Source organism: Stenotrophomonas sp. CFBP 13725 (assembly GCF_014841935.1).
Taxonomy (GTDB): Bacteria; Pseudomonadota; Gammaproteobacteria; order Xanthomonadales; family Xanthomonadaceae; genus Stenotrophomonas.
Map to the genome: position 1 here is coordinate 1 of NZ_JACYUV010000003.1, position 18,736 is coordinate 18,736.

Annotated in this window: 16 protein-coding genes; 5 read left to right on the plus strand and 11 right to left on the minus strand. The window is 67.3% G+C overall.

Annotated features, from left to right (window positions below):
* Positions 1-125 precede the first annotated feature (125 nt).
* A complete protein-coding gene (locus IFT65_RS05885; RefSeq protein ID WP_192080749.1) occupies positions 126-2,303 on the minus strand; it encodes a primosomal protein N' in 2,178 nt (725 codons plus the stop codon).
* A 415-nt stretch (positions 2,304-2,718) separates the two neighbouring features.
* On the opposite strand from IFT65_RS05885, the gene IFT65_RS05890 reads away from it, so the two are divergent.
* From IFT65_RS05890 to sppA, 4 genes are all read left to right on the plus strand, one after another.
* Positions 2,719-3,720: a hypothetical protein gene (locus IFT65_RS05890; protein WP_192080750.1), complete on the plus strand. Its 1,002-nt coding sequence runs from the start codon at positions 2,719-2,721 to the stop codon at positions 3,718-3,720.
* Complete coding sequence (locus tag IFT65_RS05895; protein WP_192080751.1) at positions 3,713-4,291, plus strand: DUF3106 domain-containing protein; 579 nt, start codon at positions 3,713-3,715, stop codon at positions 4,289-4,291. Before IFT65_RS05890 ends, IFT65_RS05895 begins: the two co-directional genes overlap by 8 nt.
* Before the next feature lie 189 nt (positions 4,292-4,480).
* The gene (locus tag IFT65_RS05900) at positions 4,481-5,845 is read left to right on the plus strand and encodes an MATE family efflux transporter (RefSeq protein WP_192080752.1); all 1,365 of its coding nucleotides are present in this window, start codon (positions 4,481-4,483) and stop codon (positions 5,843-5,845) included.
* A 120-nt stretch (positions 5,846-5,965) separates the two neighbouring features.
* The gene (sppA, locus tag IFT65_RS05905) at positions 5,966-7,888 is read left to right on the plus strand and encodes a signal peptide peptidase SppA (RefSeq protein ID WP_188325142.1); all 1,923 of its coding nucleotides are present in this window, start codon (positions 5,966-5,968) and stop codon (positions 7,886-7,888) included.
* Between the two features lie 183 nt (positions 7,889-8,071).
* On the opposite strand, the gene IFT65_RS05910 is transcribed toward sppA, so the two are convergent.
* On the minus strand, positions 8,072-8,284 hold the full coding sequence (locus IFT65_RS05910; protein ID WP_188325141.1) for a hypothetical protein: 213 nt from the start codon (positions 8,282-8,284) through the stop codon (positions 8,072-8,074).
* A gap of 124 nt (positions 8,285-8,408) precedes the next feature.
* On the opposite strand from IFT65_RS05910, the gene IFT65_RS05915 reads away from it, so the two are divergent.
* Positions 8,409-9,185 carry an SDR family oxidoreductase gene (locus IFT65_RS05915; protein ID WP_192080753.1) on the plus strand — a complete coding sequence of 259 codons (777 nt, stop codon included), beginning with the start codon at positions 8,409-8,411 and terminating at the stop codon, positions 9,183-9,185.
* Positions 9,186-9,240: 55 nt separating this feature from the next.
* Here IFT65_RS05915 and IFT65_RS05920 read toward each other — a convergent pair whose 3' ends face one another.
* The 9 genes from IFT65_RS05920 to IFT65_RS05960 all read right to left on the minus strand — a co-directional run bounded on the left by IFT65_RS05920 (position 9,241) and on the right by IFT65_RS05960 (position 18,713).
* A complete protein-coding gene (locus tag IFT65_RS05920; protein ID WP_192080754.1) occupies positions 9,241-9,921 on the minus strand; it encodes a DUF4124 domain-containing protein in 681 nt (226 codons plus the stop codon).
* A 22-nt stretch (positions 9,922-9,943) separates the two neighbouring features.
* A complete protein-coding gene (locus tag IFT65_RS05925) occupies positions 9,944-10,645 on the minus strand; it encodes a DUF4124 domain-containing protein (protein WP_249405068.1) in 702 nt (233 codons plus the stop codon).
* A gap of 81 nt (positions 10,646-10,726) precedes the next feature.
* Positions 10,727-11,287, minus strand: a complete 561-nt coding sequence (locus tag IFT65_RS05930; RefSeq protein ID WP_192080755.1) for a Sua5/YciO/YrdC/YwlC family protein — start codon at positions 11,285-11,287, stop codon at positions 10,727-10,729.
* A gap of 111 nt (positions 11,288-11,398) precedes the next feature.
* Complete coding sequence (locus IFT65_RS05935; protein WP_188325137.1) at positions 11,399-13,873, minus strand: DNA topoisomerase I; 2,475 nt, start codon at positions 13,871-13,873, stop codon at positions 11,399-11,401.
* A 192-nt stretch (positions 13,874-14,065) separates the two neighbouring features.
* Positions 14,066-14,995, minus strand: coding sequence for an RDD family protein (locus tag IFT65_RS05940; protein WP_192080756.1), 930 nt, complete (start codon positions 14,993-14,995; stop codon positions 14,066-14,068).
* Between the two features lie 53 nt (positions 14,996-15,048).
* Positions 15,049-15,816, minus strand: coding sequence for a pilin (locus IFT65_RS18910; RefSeq protein ID WP_192080757.1), 768 nt, complete (start codon positions 15,814-15,816; stop codon positions 15,049-15,051).
* Between the two features lie 39 nt (positions 15,817-15,855).
* Complete coding sequence (locus IFT65_RS05950) at positions 15,856-16,329, minus strand: DUF494 family protein (RefSeq protein ID WP_188325134.1); 474 nt, start codon at positions 16,327-16,329, stop codon at positions 15,856-15,858.
* Positions 16,326-17,495: a DNA-processing protein DprA gene (gene dprA / locus IFT65_RS05955; RefSeq protein ID WP_192080758.1), complete on the minus strand. Its 1,170-nt coding sequence runs from the start codon at positions 17,493-17,495 to the stop codon at positions 16,326-16,328. Before dprA ends, IFT65_RS05950 begins: the two co-directional genes overlap by 4 nt.
* Before the next feature lie 78 nt (positions 17,496-17,573).
* A complete protein-coding gene (locus IFT65_RS05960; protein WP_188325132.1) occupies positions 17,574-18,713 on the minus strand; it encodes a LysM peptidoglycan-binding domain-containing protein in 1,140 nt (379 codons plus the stop codon).
* Positions 18,714-18,736: the final 23 nt, after the last annotated feature.

Here is an 18,736-nt window from a genome sequence, read left to right on the forward strand (position 1 = left end):
GGCTCTACCGGTCGGCTGCGGTGGGATCTCGCCAAATGCAGCCGACTGAAGTCGGCTCTACCGGTCGGCTCTACCGGCCGACGATACCTGCGGGCGATACCCGTCCACCCCGTTCCCTGACGCGCTCAGTACAGGTCCATCGGATCCACATCCAGCGACCAGCGCACTTTGCGTGCTTCCGGCAGGCCGTGCAGCAACGGGGCGACGTGGTCCAGCACGGCGTGCAGCAGCGGCCGTTGTGCGCTGGACAGCAGCAGTTGCGTGCGCTGGTATCCCGCACGCCGGGGCATGGGCGCGGGCATCGGGCCGAATGCTTCCAGATGCGGTTGCTCGCCCAGCAGGCCGCGCGCAGCCAGCAGGAACGCGTTGGCCTGCTCGACCTGCTGGGCTTCGGCCCGTAGCAGGGCGAGATGGGCAAACGGGGGAAAGCCCGCCGCGTGGCGCTGGGTCAGTTCGGCCGCCGCGAACGGGTGGTAGCCGCCGTTCACCAGGGTTTCCAGCAGCGGATGGCCCGGATGGTGGGTCTGCAGCCAGACTTCACCGGGATCGCGCGCGCGGCCGGCGCGACCTGCCACCTGGATCAACTGCTGGGCCAGCTTCTCGGTGGCGCGGAAGTCCGACGAAAACAGGCCTTCATCGATGCCGACCACCACCACCAGGGTCAGCTTGGGCAGGTCGTGGCCCTTGGCCAGGATCTGCGTGCCGACCAGGATGCCGGGCTGGTCGCCCAGCGTGGCCAGTTGCTGCTCCAGCGCGTCGCGGCGCGAGGTGGTGCTGCGATCAATGCGCAGCACCGGCACGTCCGGGAACGCCTGCAGCAGGTGTTCTTCCAGTCGTTCGGTACCGATGCCCTGTGGCTGGAGGGCCAGGCTGGCGCAGGCGGGGCAGGCCAGCGGCGCCGCTTGGCGGGCACCGCAGTGATGGCATTGCAGGCGGCGGCCGGCACCGTGCACGGTCATGGGCGCATCGCAGCGCTGGCAGGGTGCGGTCCACCCGCAGTCGTGGCACAGCAGCACCGGCGCGTAGCCACGGCGGTTCTTGAACACCAGCACCTGCTGGCCATTGCGCAGGTGTTCGGCGATGCCCTCCAGCACCTGCGGCGACAGGCCATCGCGCAGCGGGCGCTTGCGCACATCCAGGATGCGCACGCGCGGCGGCCGCGCCTCGCCGGCGCGTTGCTTCAGCCGAAGATGCGTGAAGCGGCCAGCGTGTGCGTTGTGCAGGGATTCCAGGGCCGGGGTCGCGCTGCCCAGCACAACCGGTACGGCCAGCGCCTTGCCGCGGACCAGGGCGAAATCACGCGCGTGGTAGCGGATGCCGTCCTGCTGCTTGTAGCTGTTGTCATGTTCTTCGTCGACGATCAGCAGGCCCGCCTCGGGCAACGGCATGAAGATCGCCGAGCGCGTGCCGACGATCACCCGTGCCTCGCCGCGCGCTGCGGCCGCCCAGACGCGCGCGCGCTCGTTGTCGTTCAACCCCGAGTGATACGCGTGCACCGCGATGCCGAGGCGACCGCGGAAGCGCGCGAGGGTCTGTGGGGTGAGGCCGATCTCCGGCACCAGCACCAGCGCCTGCCGACCCTGTGCCAGACACTGGATGATGGCCTGCAGGTAGACCTCGGTCTTGCCGCTGCCGGTCACCCCGTCCAACAGGAAAGGCACGAATCCCGTTGAGGTGGTGATGGCCTCGACGGCCGCCGCTTGATCCGGATTCAGCGTCGGGCCGCCCAGCGGGCTGGCCTGCATCGGCGCCACGCTCAGCGCGACACGTTCGGCCAGGCCGCGCTTGCCCAGACTGCGTGCGGCGGGGCGCCAGTCCTCCATCCGCGCACCGATCACGTCCTCGTCAACGATCGCGTCGGCCAGCAGTTCGGCCAGCTGCCGCGGCCGGCTGCCTGCGCGCAGGCCATCACGCTGATCGCGCCCGGCCTGCGTGAGCTGCCAGCCCCAGTGATGGGTGTCCGGCATTGGTTCGCCATGGCGCAGCGGCCCGGGCAGGGCCATCGACAGCACCTCGCCCAACGGGGCATGGGTGTAGCGGGCAAGCCATTGCAGGCTCTGCCACAGCTCGCCCTGCAGCACCGGCTGCGGGTCCAGCCATGCGATGGCCTGACGCAGGGAGGCGCCCTCTTCGGCCGTACCGTGTCCGGCCACGACCCCCACCAGTTCGCGGGGCCCGAACGGCACCCTGATGCGGCAACCCACGACGTCGCCCGCGGCCGCGCCATCGGGCGGCAGATAGTCGAACAACTGCGGCAGCGGGACGGGGAGGGCAACGCGCAGGGTGGGTGACAGAGCGACCATGCACTCAGTGTAGCGGCCGGTTCAGCCGACTCGCGACCCGGGTTCAGCGATCTCACACTTCAGTGAAGACAGCCTAAACACGAGCTAAATATAAGACTCCATTGGATATTCAGGGTTATCCACATCTTCTGTGGATAAGTCTGTGTGTTAGCGGCGGTGTAACGCGCCAAGTCCCGATGCCGACAGCCGCATTGTTCTCTTGGTCAAAAAATAGCCACACAATATTTGTCTTTAAAATCAACGTGATGAATGTAAAATGCCGTGGAAACATGAGCCGGGCTGCGTTTTGGCATCAGCGAACATGACGGTCCATGACGCTGTGCACAACCTGCAGCACGATCCCCGCAAACGCGCAAGCCCTCGGCGGCACCAGTGACGACCCGTTATCATTCCGCGTGAATTCCTGGAGTACCCGATGACGGCTGCGTCCGCCCCTGTTTCCCCCACTGCGGCCGGTGCACTGTCGGCATTCCTTCGAGGCGTCGAGCGCCGGGCGCTGGTCGTCGCTGAGCTGCAGACCGGCGACCCCGCGCGGGCCGAGCAAGCCCTCGTGGCGGTCATGCGGGCCTTCGCCGCCGTGGCCAGCGACCTGCCCATGGCACAGTGGCCGCCGCGCTTCTGGGCGCTGCTGGCGGCCCGCCAGGCCCTGCGTGACACGCCCACCGGCCGCTGGGACGGCGGGGTGGCCCATCTGGGTGAACTCGACCCGCTGGTCCGCTTGGCACTGCTGCTGCGCATCGGCGCAGGCCTGGATGAAGATACCGCCGCACGGCTGTTGGACACGGACGTGGATGGTTATCAGGAAGCGCTTGCCGCCGCCTGTCCCCGCGACGCGGGTGGGCAGCCCGACGCCCACGGCTGGCGGGTCCTGGCCGAAGAGGTGCAGCAGCGCATCCGGGAGCTGCCAGCGCAGCGGCTGAAAGAGCTGCAGCAACCGGTGGCGGGAGGCAAGAAGGAGGCATCGTCGAAGAGCTGGCGCGCGCCGGCCAACGAGCAGCGCAGCACGCCGGTGCCGCCGCGTCGTCGGCCCTCGCAGCAGCGCCGCTGGCGTGGCCCGGCGATCCTGCTGGCCACTGTACTGGTGCTGCTGGTGGCCGGACTCGGCTGGCGCGCGTGGCAGGGCCGTACCCCGGACGCCCCCGCGATCGTGCCGGAGGGTGCCGTGGGCGACGCCGGGCCGGTGAAGGTGGAGGCGCTGGACACGGATGCGCCCAAGGTGGCCCCCGCCGGCACCGACCCGATGGCCACCGAAGATGCCGCGATGCTGGCCGACCCCGATTTCCCGCTGCTTGCCGACGCGGACCTGCATGCCTGGTCAGCCGCGGGTGGCCCGCTGCCGGTGGACGAATCGCAGGCAAAACCGACCCGTCCGGAGCCGGTGGCTGCTGGGCTTGAAACGGCCGCGGCCGATGAATAAGTCGGTCGGGGGGCTGCTGCTGGTTGGGATGATGATGTCGACCGCAGCGCAGGCCGCGCCGGACCGCAATGTGCTGCCGCTTTCGTCATCGAGCGGCCCCGCCGGCGTCCCGGTCACGCCCGCGCCCGCGCTCCCGGCCTGGGACCAGCTCAGCCCCGAGCAGAAGCGTCAGCGTCGCAGTGACTACGCCGCGTGGCGATCAATGAGCGAATCGGAACGGCAACGCGTACGGCAGGCGGCCGGCCAGTTCTCGGCGTTGCCGCCGGCGCGCCAGCAGGCACTGCGGGACAGCTTCACTGCACAGGACCAGGCCTTCCGCGATGGGTGGCGGCTTGGCCCCTTGCTGGGTGAGCACTTTGGTCGGCTGCAGGGCATGTTCGGGTATGTGCCGGAAGATCAGCGCGACGCGACGCTGGCCATGCTGCGGCAGCTGACTCCCGCCCAGGTGTCGCAATTGACGCTGGTGGCACAGCGCACGCCGCCACAACAGCGCGACGCCGTGCGCAGCGAATTCCTGGCGGTCGCCCCCGCACAGCGCGACGCCTGGCTGACCCGCCAGGTAGGCCGGTAAGCAGCGCCTTCATCGCGCGGCCGCTGCGCTCGCCGAGCATGGCTCGGCGCAAGCGGTCTGTCCGTTTTCTGGTAGAGCCGGCTTCAGCCGGCTGGCTCCAGATCGCTGAAGAACAGGTAAGATGGCGCCCCGCAACCCGGTGCCTGTGCCCTTCGCGCGCAGCCGCAGTTGGCGACCTCCGCCGCATCCATGTCCATCGCATCCCCCGCCCCGCGCTTCAGCCAGGAAGTGCGCGCCACCGGCATCCTCGCGCTGCCGCTTGTCCTCGGCCACGTGTCCACCGGATTGATCTCGTTCGTCGACAACGTGATCGCCGGCCACCATGGCACCCATACGCTCGCTGCGGTCACCATCGGCACGGCCCTGCTGTGGCTGCCGATGCTGATCCCGATCGGAACCCTGATCTCGCTCACCGCGTCGGTTTCCCAGCTGCACGGAGCCGGCCGCGAGCGTGAGATCGGCCCGCTGTTCCGCCAGGCCCTGTGGCTGGCGCTCGGGCTGGGACTGATCATGTTCACGTTCCTCAGCGTGGTGCCACCGCTGCTGCCGGCATTCGGCATCGCGCCGGAGATCGTGCCAGGGGCCACCGCGTTCCTGCACGCGGTGCGCTGGGGTGGCCCGGCCCTGACGCTGTACTTCTGCATGCGCTATCTCAGCGAGGGCATGCATTGGACGCTGCCGACCATGCTGATCGGCTTCGGCGGGCTGCTGGTGCTGGCCCCGATGGGCTATGTGCTGGCCAACGGCAAGCTGGGCTTCCCGGAGCTGGGCGCGGAAGGGCTGGGCATCGCCTCGGCGGTGATGATGTGGCTGCAGGCGCTCTGCTTCGGCACCTACCTGTGGAAGACCAAGCGCTTCGAGCACCTGCAGCTTTTCAGCCATTTCGAGGGCCCACGCTGGCGCGCCATCTGGGAGCTGCTGCGTACCGGCCTGCCGATCGGTATCACCGTGCTGATGGAGGGTGGACTGTTCATCGTCACCGCGCTGCTGATCGGACGACTCGGCGCCAACGAAGCGGCAGCGCACCAGATCGCCATCAACGTGGCCCAGCTGTGCTTCATGATTCCGATGGGCGTGGCCGAAGCCACCACCGTACGTGTCGGCCATTCGGTCGGGCGCGGTGACGGCCACGGCGTGCGCCGCGCGGCCTGGGCGGGCTACGCGATCATCATGGGCACGCAGACCGTGTCCGCGTTGGCCCTGCTGCTTGGCCATGACGCCATCGTCGGTGTGTACACCAATGACCTTGCCGTCGCCGGGCTGGCGTCGACGTTGCTGCTGTACGCCGCGGCCTTCCAGTTCCCGGATGGCATCCAGGTGTTGTCCGCCGGTGCGTTGCGTGGCTTGAAGGACACGCGCGTGCCGATGTTCATTGCCATGTTCGCGTACTGGGGCTTGGGCATGCCGCTCGGCGCCGGGCTTGGGTTGTGGCTGGGCATGGGCCCGCAGGGCATGTGGATCGGCCTGATTGTCGGGCTGACGGCGGCGGCCATCCTGATGGGGTGGCGCCTGCACCGCAGTGGCGCCCGGGTGGGGCAGTCGCTGCCGGCCTGAACGCTCGCTGCGCCCACGTTCCTCACGCAGACCCCCTTACTTGTGTCCGATGCTGCGGACAACCACACCCGTTATGCTGATCCCGCAAATTCCTCGGCAAGATGCCAACCGGAGCACCCCATGAACCAAACCGTGCCACCGCTGCCCCCGGCGCGTCGCAATCCTATCGCCGCCTTCTTCGTCGGGCTGTGGGACGTGATGAACTTCACCCGCCGGCTGATCCTCAACGTGCTGTTCTTCGGCCTGTTGTTCTTCATTCTGGTCGCGCTGGTCGTGGCCGCCGGCATGGGTGCAGGCGCCAGCAAGTCGCTGCAGGACCGCACCACGCTGGTCATCGCGCCGGAAGGCCGCCTGGTGGAGCAGTTCAGTACCGACCCGGTCAGCCGTGCCTTCGCCAAGGCAATGGGCGATACCAATGCCGAGGAAATCCAGCTGCGCGACCTGATCCGCGCGATCGACGCGGCACGCGACGACAAAAAGATCGAGCGTGTCGTGCTGGAGCTGGACAAGCTGCAGCCGTCCGGCTTCGCGTCGCTGCGTGAAGTGGCCGCCTCGCTGCAGCAGCTGCGCGCGTCGGGCAAGCAGATCGTGGCCTACAGCGAGAGCATGGGCCAGTCGCAGTACCTGCTGGCCGCGCAGGCCGACGAGGTATACCTGGATCCGATGGGCGCGGTGCTGCTGGAAGGCCTGGGTCGCTACCGCCAGTACTTCCGCACCGGCCTGCAGGACAAGCTGGGCGTGGATGTGCACCTGTTCAAGGTTGGCGAATACAAGTCCGCCGCCGAGCCCTACGTGCTCGACGCCGCATCCCCGCAGGCCAAGGAAGCCGACCTGTACTGGATGAACGATGTGTGGCAGCGCTACCTCGGCGATATCGCCAAGGCCCGTCGCCTGGATCCGGCGCAGCTGGCCGCTGGCATCGATACGTTGCCGGAAGGCGTCGCCGCCGCCGGTGGTGATCTCGCCAAGTTCGCGCTCCAGCAGAAGCTGGTCACCGCGCTGAAGACCCGCGAAGAGTTCGAAGACCTGATGATCGAGCGCGGCGTTGCCGACGGCGATGCAGACGGCGGCTTCCGCAACGTCAACCTGGGCGCCTATCTGGGCCAGCTGGACGCACGCCGCAGCCCGGTGGATTCCCGTCCGCAGGTAGCGGTGGTGGTCGCGGCCGGTGAGATCAGCGGCGGCGATCTGCCGGCCGGTCGCATCGGCGGCGAATCGACCTCCGCGCTGCTGCGCGAAGCGCGCGACGACGACAACGTAAAGGCCGTGGTGCTGCGCGTGGATTCGCCGGGTGGCGAAGTGTTCGCGTCCGAGCAGATCCGTCGCGAAGTCGTCGCACTGCAGGCTGCCGGCAAGCCGGTGGTGGTGTCGATGGGCGACCTGGCGGCATCGGGCGGTTACTGGATCAGCATGAACGCTGACCGCATCTATGCCGATGCATCGACCATCACCGGCTCGATCGGCATCTTCGGCATGGTGCCGAACGTGGCCCGCGCGCTGGACAAGATCGGCGTGCACACCGATGGCGTGGGTACGACCCGCTTCGCCGGCGCGTTCGACATGACCAAGCCGCTGGATCCGGCCGTAGGCCAGGTGATCCAGTCGGTGATCAACAAGGGATATGCCGACTTCACCGGTCGTGTGGCCGATGCGCGCAAGAAGCCGGTGGAAGCCGTGGACGAAGTGGCACGTGGCCGCGTCTGGTCCGGCGCGCAGGCCAAGGAACGCGGTCTGGTCGACGCGTTTGGTGGCTTGAAGGATGCAGTGGCCGATGCAGCGGGCCGGGCCAAGCTCGGCGCCGACGACAAGTACCGCGTGCGTTACATCGAAAAGGCGGCCACGCCGTTTGCGCAGTTCGTCAGCAGCTTCGCCGGCACCCATGCCGGTGGCTGGATGCTGGCCGAATCCGGCGTGGGCCGGATGGTGCTGGCGCGCACGATGCCGGAAGTGAATACCCAGCTGCGCTTCGTCGAAGACGCCGCGCGCGAGCAGGGCAAGGGCACCCCGGTGAAGGCGCTGGCGTACTGCTTCTGCGGCTTCTGAGACACCCGATGGGGGTCGCGCCGATGGGGGTAGAGCCGACTTCAGTCGGCTTTCCTCACCGCTCGCGGCACACCAGCCGACGGGGTAGAGCCGACTTTAGTCGGCTTCCCTCATCGCTCGCGGTACACCAGCCGACTGAAGTCGGCTCTACCGTCGGCTCTACCCGTCGGCTCTACCGTCTGATCATTGTTCGGCGCGCTCTTCCTGGGCGCGCCGTTCTTTTTCTGCGTCATCCACTGTCTGCTGCACGCCGCGTGCCTTCTCCAACGGGGCCTGCACGCTGCGTGTGAGTGCCTTCGGTTCCGGCGGTTTGTCCTGCGCTGGCACCGGCGGCCGTTGGCAGGCGGCGAGCATCAACATCGCCATGGCAGCGGCGGTGATCTTCAAGACAGGCATGCGCGGATCTCCCGGACGGTGAAGTGCGGAGTGTGCCACGCAGAGGGCCGACTGCCGTGACGGGGGCAGCGGCGCTATGCTTGCGTCATCGTTACACGGGCATGGCCCGGCAGGAGATACAGACGTGACTGGGCAGCGTTGGCGGCTGGATGGACAGACCGCACTCATCACCGGCGCAAGTGCCGGCATCGGGCTGGCGATCGCCCGCGAACTGCTCGGCTTTGGTGCCGACGTGATGATCGTGGGGCGCGATCTCGACATGCTGGAAAGCGCGCGCGACGACCTGGCCGATGAATATCCCGCGCAGGCGATCCATGCGCTCGCTGCAGACGTATCCGATGACGAAGACCGACGCGAGATCCTCGACTGGGTGGAAGATCATGCAGACGGGTTGCATATCCTGGTCAACAACGCAGGCGGCAACATCACCCGTCCAGCGATCGACTACACCGAAGACGAGTGGCGCAACATCTTCGAGACCAATCTCTTTTCCGCGTTCGAACTGTCGCGCTACGCGCATCCGCTGCTGGCACGCCATGCCGCATCGGCCATCGTCAACGTGGGAAGCGTGTCCGGCCTGACCCATGTACGTAGCGGGGCGGTCTATGGCATGACCAAGGCGGCGATGCACCAGATGACCCGCAACCTGGCGGTGGAGTGGGCCGAAGATGGCATCCGGGTGAATGCCGTGGCGCCGTGGTACATCCGCACGCGACGCACGTCGGGTGCGCTGGCGGATCCGGATTACTACGAGCAGGTGATCGACCGCACGCCGATGCGGCGTATCGGCGAGCCGGAAGAGGTGGCGTCGGCTGTTGGATTCCTGTGCCTGCCGGCAGCCAGCTATGTCACCGGCGAATGCATCGCAGTCGACGGTGGCTTCCTGCGTTACGGGTTCTGAGCGGCATCATCGCGGGGCAGTGGCGTCGCCGACCCGGGAGGGTCGATCCCTGATCTCAGGGCACCGCGCAATCGCTGGCTTCAAGTACAGCCTGCAGCCGTTCGCGTTCGGCGGTGGCGGCGGTTTGTCCTTCGGCCAGGACGAAGCGCTCGCGACCGCGCGCGTCGCGCAGGCGCTGTTGCCACGCGCCACAGCGCTGGTCTTCGACCAAGGCGGTGCAGGTATCCCGCTGCACCTCGCAGCTCTCGGCATTGCCCGGCGCGAGGCTGCCGCCCAGACCCGTCAGTGCCAGCGGCGCGCAGCGCGGCGGTGCAGGTTCAAGCTCATGCAGGTACTGGTTGCCGTCCTTGCCCACGCACTGGTAGATCTCCGGCAACGGGGGTTTCGGCGGTTGGTCGGTGTTGGCCGCTGCCGCCGCTGCGCGCGCGCGGAACACATCGCTGTCCAGGATGGCGTCGTTGCCATCGCCTGTCGCGGGGGCGGCCTGCAGGGTCGGCAGCAGGTCGCTGTCGAGCACGCCGGCCGCCACGGGCGCCGGGTCGCCCAGCGCGGTGCTGGCGGTCGACGTTGCCGATGCCCCACGACGTTGGATGATCTGCGCGGTGCCAGCGGGGCAGGGGGTGTCCTGCACGTTCACTGCGCCGTCGGCGTCCGTGCAGCGGAACACCACGGCATCGTCGGCCGATGCGGTGAGCGACAGCGCCATCAACAGCACTACGGACGTCAGGAGTTTCATCCGCTGATTGTAGCGGCGTGGCTCAGTAGCGACCGCAATCCTGGTCCAGGCGTGCGTCGATGCCGCGCTGCTCGCGGCTGATGTCCTGGCGCTCGCTCTGCAGGGCGCTGTTATAGCGACGATCCAGGTCCCAGCGCTGGTCGCGCAGGCGGGAACAGACCTCGCGCGGTGGCAGCGCGTTGCAGGTGTCACGCACGAGGATGTTGCCGGCAGGGAAACTGACGCTGTGACCGATGCCGTGCGACGGCGGGTAATGACCGCCGGCGATTCCCTGTCCTTCCGCACGTACGGGGGGCAGGCCGGGACCGCCCTGCCAGGGGCGGTGACCGCCGCCGCCCGGGATCCAGCCGGTGGTCCACAGTGGCACCCAGCGTGGATTGCCTTCGTTGTTGTCGCTGATGTAGCGCCGGCCTTCTTCAGTCACGCATTCGTACATGGGCTGTGGCGGCTGGATGTAGACATGGCGGATCTCGCGCGGCGCTTGGGTGGACGGTGCCGCCGGCGTGGCGACGTCGGCCGTACTGGCGCTACGGGGGGGCGGATCCTGCGGCCGCTGCATGTCCCGGACTTCCTGCCGACCGCTGGTACACGGGCTGTCCTGCAGGGTCACCGCGCCCGTGCTGCCGACACACCGGTAGATCCGCACGTTTTCAGCGGACGCAACAGGCACGGCGTAGGCCCATAGGGGCAGCAGGGACAACAACAGGGCAGGGGGCAGGCGCATGCCCACATCGTGCGGTATCACCGCACCCGGCGCCAGTAGTGACGGCCGCTGGCCGTCAACCACCGCGGCCGTCGGCCCACATCATGAGCGCAGGACGTTGCCGCTCAATGCATCGCGGATGGGGGTGGGCTGCGCCAGTCCACCGGTATCCCCGTCCAGTACGCCGTCCAGCAGCGACAGCAGGCGCGGATCCAGTTCGTCGCGGGTGCGCGCCGGTGGCTCTCCGGCCAGATTGGCGCTGGTGGATACCAGCGGCCCACCCCAGGCGCGGCACAACGCGGCAACCAGCGGATGCGCACTGATGCGCACCGCCAACCCGCTGTGATCGCCGGTCACCCACTTGGGCGCACGCGGACCGGCAGGCAGTATCCAGGTATTCGCGCCCGGCCAGCTGGCCAGGACTTCGCGCTGTCGTTCATCGGGAAGCGCATCCAGGCGCGCCCATCCCTGCAGTTGATGCAGATCGGCGGCGACCAGGATCATCCCCTTTTCCACCGGGCGCTGTTTCAGCTTCAGCAGGGAATGCACAGCCATCTGGTGGCCCGGGTCGCAGCCCAGTCCCCACACGGCTTCAGTGGGATACGCGATCACGCCCCCTGCACTCAGGCGGGCAACGGCGGTCAGCAGGGTGAGTTCTTTCATACCGCCAGTATCCGCCTGTGCAGCACAAACGGATAGCGCCCGGCCCAGCCCGGCGAGTGCGCCACGCAGACGTCGATCTGCCGCGCAGTGCGCGGCGCCAACGCCCCCGTGTCAGCCCGCGGTCTTCTTCGCCGCCGCCTTTTTGGCAACCTTTTTCACCGCTTTCTTGGCGGTCTTCTTGGTGGCTTTCTTGGTGGTCTTCTTCACCGCGATCTTCTTGGCGGCCACCTTCTTGGGCGCGGCCTCCTTCTTCACGGTCTTCTTGGCCGCCTTCTTGCCGAAGCCCTTGCGCACCGGCTTGCCGGTTTCTTCCATGAACTGCTGTGCTTCGGCCAACGTCAGCGAGGCGGGCTCCCGATCCTTCGGGATCTTGCCGTTCATCTTGCCATCGCTCAGGTACGGGCCGAACCGGCCGTTCAGTACCTGGATTTCGCTGCCATCGAATTCCTTGATGATCCGGTTGCGCGCGATCTCTTCTTTTTCTTCAATCAGGAAGACGGCCCGATCCAGGTCGATGGTGTAGGGATCATCTTCTTTCTTCAGCGAGGCGTAGACGCTGCCGCGCTTGGCGAACGGACCGAAGCGGCCGATGCCCACGCTGACGTCCTCGCCCTTGTCCTGGCCCAGCGCACGCGGCATCAGGAACAGCTCCAGCGCGTCTTCCAGGCGGATGGTGTGCATCGACTGGCCGGGACGCAGCGAGGCGAACTTCGGCTTGTCTTCGGCGTCCTCGGCGGTGCTGCCGATTGCCGCGTAGGGCCCGAAACGGCCCAGCCGCACGCTGACCGGCTTGCCGGTCTTCGGATCCGTGCCGAGCTCGCGCGCGCCACTGGCCTCGGCGCGGTCCACCGATTCGTTCTTTTCCTGCACCAGCTTGTTGAACGGGTCCCAGAAGCGGGCCATCAACGGGATCCAGTCTTCCTCGCCACGCGACACGGCATCAAGCTCATCTTCAAGCTTGGCGGTGAAGTCGTAGTCCACGTACTGGGTGAAGTGGCTGGACAGGAACTTGGACACTGCACGCCCCACGTCGGACGGGCGGAAGCTGCGGCCTTCCATCTCCACGTATTTGCGGAACTGCAGGGTCTGGATGATCGAGGCGTAGGTCGACGGGCGACCGATGCCATATTCTTCCAGTGCCTTCACCAGCGCCGCTTCGGTGAAGCGCGGCGGCGGCTGGGTGAAGTGCTGGTCGGCGCTGATGCGGTCCAGTGGCACGCGGTCGCCGGGCTTCATCAACGGCAGCTTGCGGCCCTCGTCCTCGTCGTCGGCGCTCTTGGTGTCCTTGCCTTCTTCGTACACGGCCAGGAAGCCGGCCACCACGACGGTGGTGCCGCTGGCGCGGAACACATGCTCGCTGCCGGCCGACAGGTCCACGCTGACGGTGTTAAGCGTGGCCGGGATCATCTGGCACGCCACCGACCGCTTCCAGATCAGCTCGTACAGCTTGCGCTCGTCGTCGGTGAGGTAGCGCGCCACCTGTGCCGGCGTGCGCAGCGCGGAGGTCGGACGTACGGCCTCATGCGCTTCCTGGGCGTTCTTGGATTTGGTCTGGTAGGTATTGGGCTGGTCCGGCAGCGAGGCGATGCCGAAGTCGCGGGCGATCACGTCGCGGATTTCCGCCAGCGCGTCCTGCGACAGGTTCACCGAGTCGGTACGCATGTACGAGATCAGGCCGACCGTCCCTTCGTCACCGATCGCCACGCCTTCATACAGTTTCTGCGCGACCTGCATGGTCTTGCGCGTGGTGAAGCCCAGTTTGCGCGAGGCTTCCTGCTGCAGGGTGGAGGTGGTGAACGGCGGCGCCGGGCGGCGCTTGCGCTCTTTGCTGACCACGTCGGTGACATGCAGACTGCCCTGTGCGGCCTGCTGGATACGCAGGCGCGCCGCCTCGGCGGTGTCGCCGTCGGTGACGGTGAACTGCTCGAACTTCTGCCCATCGAGCTTGATCAGCTTGGCGCTGAAGGGCTGCGACGGGTGTGCGCACGCGGCGGCGATGGACCAGTACTCGCGGGCGATGAAGGCTTCGATCTCTTCTTCACGCTCCACGATCATGCGCAGCGCGGGGCTCTGCACGCGGCCGGCGGACAGACCGCGCTGCACCTTGCGCCACAACACCGGCGACAGGTTGAAGCCCACCAGGTAATCCAGTGCGCGACGGGCCTGCTGCGCATCGACCAGGTCGGCAGCGATGGCGCGTGGGTGGTTCATCGCCTCCTTGATGGCGCGCGGGGTGATCTCGGTGAAGACCACGCGCTGCATCGGCTTGTCGCCGACCAGGCCGCGTTCGCGCAGGATCTCGGCGATGTGCCAGCTGATGGCTTCACCCTCGCGATCCGGATCGGTCGCCAGAAAGATGTCATCGGCGCCCTTTGCGGCTTTGGCGATGGCTTCGACATGCTTCTCGTTCTTCTCGATCACGTCGTAACGCATCGCGAAGTTGTTGTCCGGGTCGACCGCGCCTTCCTTCGGTATCAGGTCACGCACATGCCCATACGAGGCCAGGACGGTGAAGTCCTTGCCGAGGTATTTGTTGATCGTCTTGGCCTTGGCGGGCGATTCGACGATGAGCAGGTGCTTGGGCATGAGGGTCGGGTTCTGTGCGCACGGCAGGGGTGAGGGCCGCTAGGGTGGAGCAAATGGCCGCATTAGTGAAGCGGCGGTGTCGAGATACATAAACTGAACGCCCGGGGGTGAGCCGGGCGTTCAGCTTTCTCCTTATTAGAGGAATCATGCCGTGAGCGCTCTGTCAAGCGCTGGACACGTCCCGCCGCCGGCTCAACCGGCCATTTTGGCGATCGCGCCGATGGCCACCACCATGGCCACCATCACGCCAGCGGTCAGGATGCCGCCCAGGATCAGGATGACGATGGTGACCGCGCCCAGCTCGTGGCGCTGGCGCTGCGGCTGGTCGGTGAAGGCCCATTTGTCGACGACTACGGTGTCGCAGATCATGTCGTGCAGGGCCTGCTTGCGCTCGGTGAACGCCGCCAGCAGGTAGCCGATCAGCAGGGTGAGGCTGCTCAGCAGGGTCGCGAAGTAGCGGCCGATCGAACGCGCCATGGTGATGCGGTCGCCGTCGCTGCGCACGACCTTGATGCCGATGGCCATCTTGCCCGGCGTGGCGCCGCCGCTGGAAGCGTGGAACCACGCGTAGTAGGCCAGGCTGATGCCGAAGCCGATCAGCGCGCCGATCACCTGGCTCATCACCCCGGCAGTGGTCGATCCGCCGCCCGCCAGGCTGGCCGCACCGCCGATGCCCAGGCCGACGATGGCACCGATCGCCATGGAAGACGCGGTCAGGATCACATAGTCGATCAGGTAGGCCGCGAGGCGCTTCCAGAAGCCGGCGTAGACCACTTCGGCGCCGTGTACCGGCATCGCACCGGCAAAGCCGACGTCCGAAGCAGGGGCGCTGTAGGGCGAGGCGCTGAGCGGCCCGGTGCCCGGCAGCGGCGCGGTGCCGTTGTCGATGGCCGCGTAGTCGCCGCGCAGGTTGAAGCCGGTCGCAGGTTCGGCCGCAACGGCCGCCAGTGACTGCAGCTGCAGCTCATCGACCACGCTGCGCAGTTCCGCCCATTGGCCCATGCCTTCGCGCCAGACCAGCGTGTCCAGGGTGATCTGGCTGCGCTGGAACAACTGGCGTATTTCGGTGTCCGGCACCGGACCCTGGCGCTGCTGGCCTTCGGCGTAATACCACTCGCTCATCGTTTTTCCCTGTCAAATCGTGTTGGTGAAAAGGGTTTTCCCCTGCGCCGGCATCAGCCGCGGCAGTTCACGGGAAGGTATTTATCGGTCGTGTCGCTGCTGCATTCCCAGGCGGAATCAGCCGGGCTGTATTCGAGCCACAGCAGGTCGCCGTCGAGTTGGGGCTTGCCCACGTCCAGCGTCGCTTCGATGCCGCAATGCGCGTTCTCGAACTGGCCCAGCTGCACGCTGGACAGCCCCTGTGCCGTGAACGCGTCGTGCGCCGGGAAGCCGGGGTCGCTGCTGCTCGGGCAGCGGCTGTGGATCTGGTGGAACTCCTGTACCTGCGCCTTCAGCGGCTGCAACGTGGCAATCGACTGCGCCACCTTGGCGCGGATCGTGTAGTCGTTGTAGGCAGGCAGCGCGATGGCCGCGAGAATCGCACACACCGGCACCACCACCAGCAAGGCGGCGCCGCCGATGATGGCCGTCAAAGCGCAGCCGGACAGCCCTTTCTTCGCAGGCTGCATGGCCATGGGCGGTACGCGGCTGACGCCGGGCCCGGCGTACGGGCTGCTGTCAGGCACGATCGACGCCGGCGAGACCGGTGGCGGTATCGTGGGATCAGGCGCCGGTGGCACGGGAGGGGGCAGCGGAGCAGGTGGTACGGCCGTCAGGCCGAGTTCGGCCACGACGCTGCGCAGGGGCTGCCACGCAGGCAAGCCCTCGCGCCACACCAGCGTGTCCAGTCCAATACGGTTGTCTCTGAACAGCGACCCGATTTCCTCACTGGAAACCGGGCCGACCTGCCGACTGCCCTCGGCGTGGAACCACTCGCTCACGTGAACGCCCCCTGTATGCGCAAGGGGTGCAGTGTACGGTCAGTGAAGGGGTTCTGGCTCGTCCATGAACATCTGGGTTTCCATCCACGCATAAGCGGCTTCCGAGCCTGGCTGATTGAACAGCACCATCAACACGACCCACTTCAGGTCGTCGAGATCCAATTCGTCCTGGTCCAGCGCCATCGCCCGATCAAGCACCAGCTCGCGCTGGTCCGCATCGAGGATGCCATGCTGTTCCAGGTACAGGATGAAGCCCCGGCACTCCACGTCCAGCTTGTCGAGCTCTGGACCGTGATAGATGCGCACCGGGCCGTCGACGCGGGTATGCGAAACGGCGGGTCGCTGGGCGGCCAGGGCATCCAGCCAATCAAACGCCTTGGCTGTCTCGGCTGGGCTGAAGCCCGCCTGGATCAGGCCGTTCTGCAGGGAATCGCGGTCACGGATGAGGTCAGCGTCTTCGCTGAAATAGTGTTCAAACAGGTACAGCAGTACATCGAGAATGCTCTCTTTCATTGCCCCTCGGCCTGCGTCATCGACGCTGTGGAGGTTGGGAAACCAGGGTTTCGACAGTAGCGGCCGTGTTCGCACACCACGATACCCGCCAGTTCCATGGCCAGCAGCATGGAGGACAGCCGAGCGGCCGTCAATCCGGACTGTGTGATCAATGAATCGGCAGGGGTTGGGTCGTGGTCGAGCAGTTTCCACAAGCACTGGTAGTCCGGGTCGGAGGCCAGTGTGGGCGGAAGGCGGGCTCGCCGTCCCTGTTCAGTGGGGGTGGCCAGATGCCTTTGCAAGTCGGGGACGGCGTCGGCCAAGGCGGGGGCGATCAGGGCCATGACCTCATCCGCCGACTCCACCAAGGCGGCACCCTCGCGGATCAGCCGATGGCAGCCGGCCGCGCGGGGATTGCGCACCGAGCCGGGCAGGGCGCAGACCTCGCGACCGGCTTCTGCCGCCAGGCGGGCGGTGATCAGCGCGCCGGAGCGGTTTGCTGCTTCGACGACTACCGTGGCCAGGCTGAGCCCGGCGACCAGCCGGTTGCGGGCCGGGAAATAGGCGGGCCGCGCCGGGGTGCCGGGCAGGTACTCGCTGGCCACCGCACCGCGGCTGGCGACGGCAGCCTGCAGGCTGCGGTGATGCAGGGGGAAGACATGGTCCGGCCCGTTGCCCACCACGGCGACGGTGATGCCGTCGTTATCCAGCGCGGCACGGTGCGCGGCGGCGTCGATGCCCGCCGCCAGGCCGCTGGTCACCGCCAGTCCCGCACGGGAGAACGCCGTGCTGAACTCTGCCGCAAGCGCCCGGCCGCTCGGTGTCGGCGAGCGGCTGCCGACCACGGCGATGGCCGGATGCCACAGATGGCTGGGGTCGCCGTCCACGAACAGCGCCAAGGGCGGTTCCGGTGCTGCGCGCAGCAGGGGCGGGAATCCATCATCGTCGGCGGCGATCAAGTGGTGGCCCGGCTGCTGCAGCCATCGCAGGGCGCGTTCGATGGCAGCGTGATCGGGGCTGGCCAGGTGTTGCTGCTGGGCGGCCGAACAGCCGGCCTGCCGCCAGGCGACGGGGCCCGCGTGCAATGCCGCAGCCAATGTTGGTCGGGCAGCGGCCAAGGCCCGCCGCGAGGCCAGGCTGCCCCCGGCCAGGATCAAGGTGAGCAGGGCTGGGGTGTGTTCGTCCATGGCCGCAGCGTGGCGCGGAAACAACAACGGCGCCCTAGGGCGCCGTTGGCATCTGCTGTCGGACGAATCCGGCAGCGGTTACTGCGTGGCGTCCGGGTGGCGCGCGCTGTAGCCCAGCTGCACCGGCTTGATCCCTTCCATCACCAGCGCGTAGCTGACGTTGTCGAAGGTGCGGAACACCATCGCATGCGCCGCGTACTCGTCCGGCAGGCTGACGCGGTTGTTGCCATCGGCACGTGCATCGTCCATCTGCGACGAGTTCGGCGCCTTCATCCGGTCCTTCACGTGGCTGCCGAAGCGCCACATCGAGAACACGGTGCCGTTGTCCACGCCCTGCAGGCGGCCGGCAGACAGCGCGATCACGTCACGCGGGCCGCCGGACAGGAACATGTCCGTAACCGCCAGTACGCGCACGTCCAGCCCTTCGGTGCCGGCAGCGGGCACATGCGGGAAGAACTGCAGGTCGTACGGTGTGGCTTCCACCGGCACAAGGCGGTCACCGGCACGTACTTCGCGGCCATCGCCACTGCCCTGCAGTGCCAGCGTCGCCACGTCCACGCGGCCGGAGGGCACCGCGGTGATGGTGCCGACGTTGACCTTGGCGAGCTCGTAGCCCAGCACCTGGTGCGGACGCTTGTTCGGGACGGTGAAGTCCTTCCACAGGTTCCCGCTGCCCGGCGTGACATGGCCATTGGCGGTCAGGTCCTCGGTCGCCTTCGGCAGCGCATAGCGGACGGTGGGACGCACCACCGCATAACGCTGGCCCACGGCGGCCTGGTCCAGCCCCTTCACATAGGCCACCTGGCCGGCCGTGGCCCGAAGACGGTTGTCTTCCAGTCCAGCGACGTGCGGCAGGTTGTCGATGCGATCGACGACGCTCAACTGCTTCAGGAACGGCTCGACTTCCGACAATGGAATGCCGGTGATCGGTGCCTCCTGGCGCGGCCCTGGCTGCTGGCTCGCGACGACGCGGTCCAGGTACGCCAGGCTGAGTACATCGCCCGGATAGATCAGGTGCGGGTTCGCCACCTGCGGGTTCGCCTGCCAGATTTCCGGCCAAAGCCAAGGCTTTTTCAGGAAACGCGCAGAGATATCCCACAACGTGTCGCCCTTCTGGACGACATAGGTGGTCGGGTGCCCGTTCATTTCAACGGCGGTAGCATAGGCGGCAACGGTCAACATCGCCGCGGCGACGACCGTGCGGATTCGTAGCAACATAAGAGTGGTCAGCCCTGATTCCC

Coding starts and splice junctions, on each gene's coding strand:
- IFT65_RS05960 (WP_188325132.1), bottom strand. CDS start 18,713: ATGTTGCTACGAATCCGCACGGTCGTCGCCGCGGCGATGTTGACCGTT.
- dprA (WP_192080758.1), bottom strand. CDS start 17,495: ATGGACGAACACACCCCAGCCCTGCTCACCTTGATCCTGGCCGGGGGC.
- IFT65_RS05930 (WP_192080755.1), bottom strand. CDS start 11,287: ATGAAAGAACTCACCCTGCTGACCGCCGTTGCCCGCCTGAGTGCAGGG.
- IFT65_RS05920 (WP_192080754.1), bottom strand. CDS start 9,921: ATGAAACTCCTGACGTCCGTAGTGCTGTTGATGGCGCTGTCGCTCACC.
- IFT65_RS05940 (WP_192080756.1), bottom strand. CDS start 14,995: ATGAGCGAGTGGTATTACGCCGAAGGCCAGCAGCGCCAGGGTCCGGTG.
- IFT65_RS05950 (WP_188325134.1), bottom strand. CDS start 16,329: ATGAAAGAGAGCATTCTCGATGTACTGCTGTACCTGTTTGAACACTAT.
- IFT65_RS05910 (WP_188325141.1), bottom strand. CDS start 8,284: ATGCCTGTCTTGAAGATCACCGCCGCTGCCATGGCGATGTTGATGCTC.
- sppA (WP_188325142.1), top strand. CDS start 5,966: ATGAACCAAACCGTGCCACCGCTGCCCCCGGCGCGTCGCAATCCTATC.
- IFT65_RS05935 (WP_188325137.1), bottom strand. CDS start 13,873: ATGCCCAAGCACCTGCTCATCGTCGAATCGCCCGCCAAGGCCAAGACG.
- IFT65_RS05885 (WP_192080749.1), bottom strand. CDS start 2,303: ATGGTCGCTCTGTCACCCACCCTGCGCGTTGCCCTCCCCGTCCCGCTG.
- IFT65_RS05900 (WP_192080752.1), top strand. CDS start 4,481: ATGTCCATCGCATCCCCCGCCCCGCGCTTCAGCCAGGAAGTGCGCGCC.
- IFT65_RS05895 (WP_192080751.1), top strand. CDS start 3,713: ATGAATAAGTCGGTCGGGGGGCTGCTGCTGGTTGGGATGATGATGTCG.
- IFT65_RS05925 (WP_249405068.1), bottom strand. CDS start 10,645: ATGCGCCTGCCCCCTGCCCTGTTGTTGTCCCTGCTGCCCCTATGGGCC.
- IFT65_RS05890 (WP_192080750.1), top strand. CDS start 2,719: ATGACGGCTGCGTCCGCCCCTGTTTCCCCCACTGCGGCCGGTGCACTG.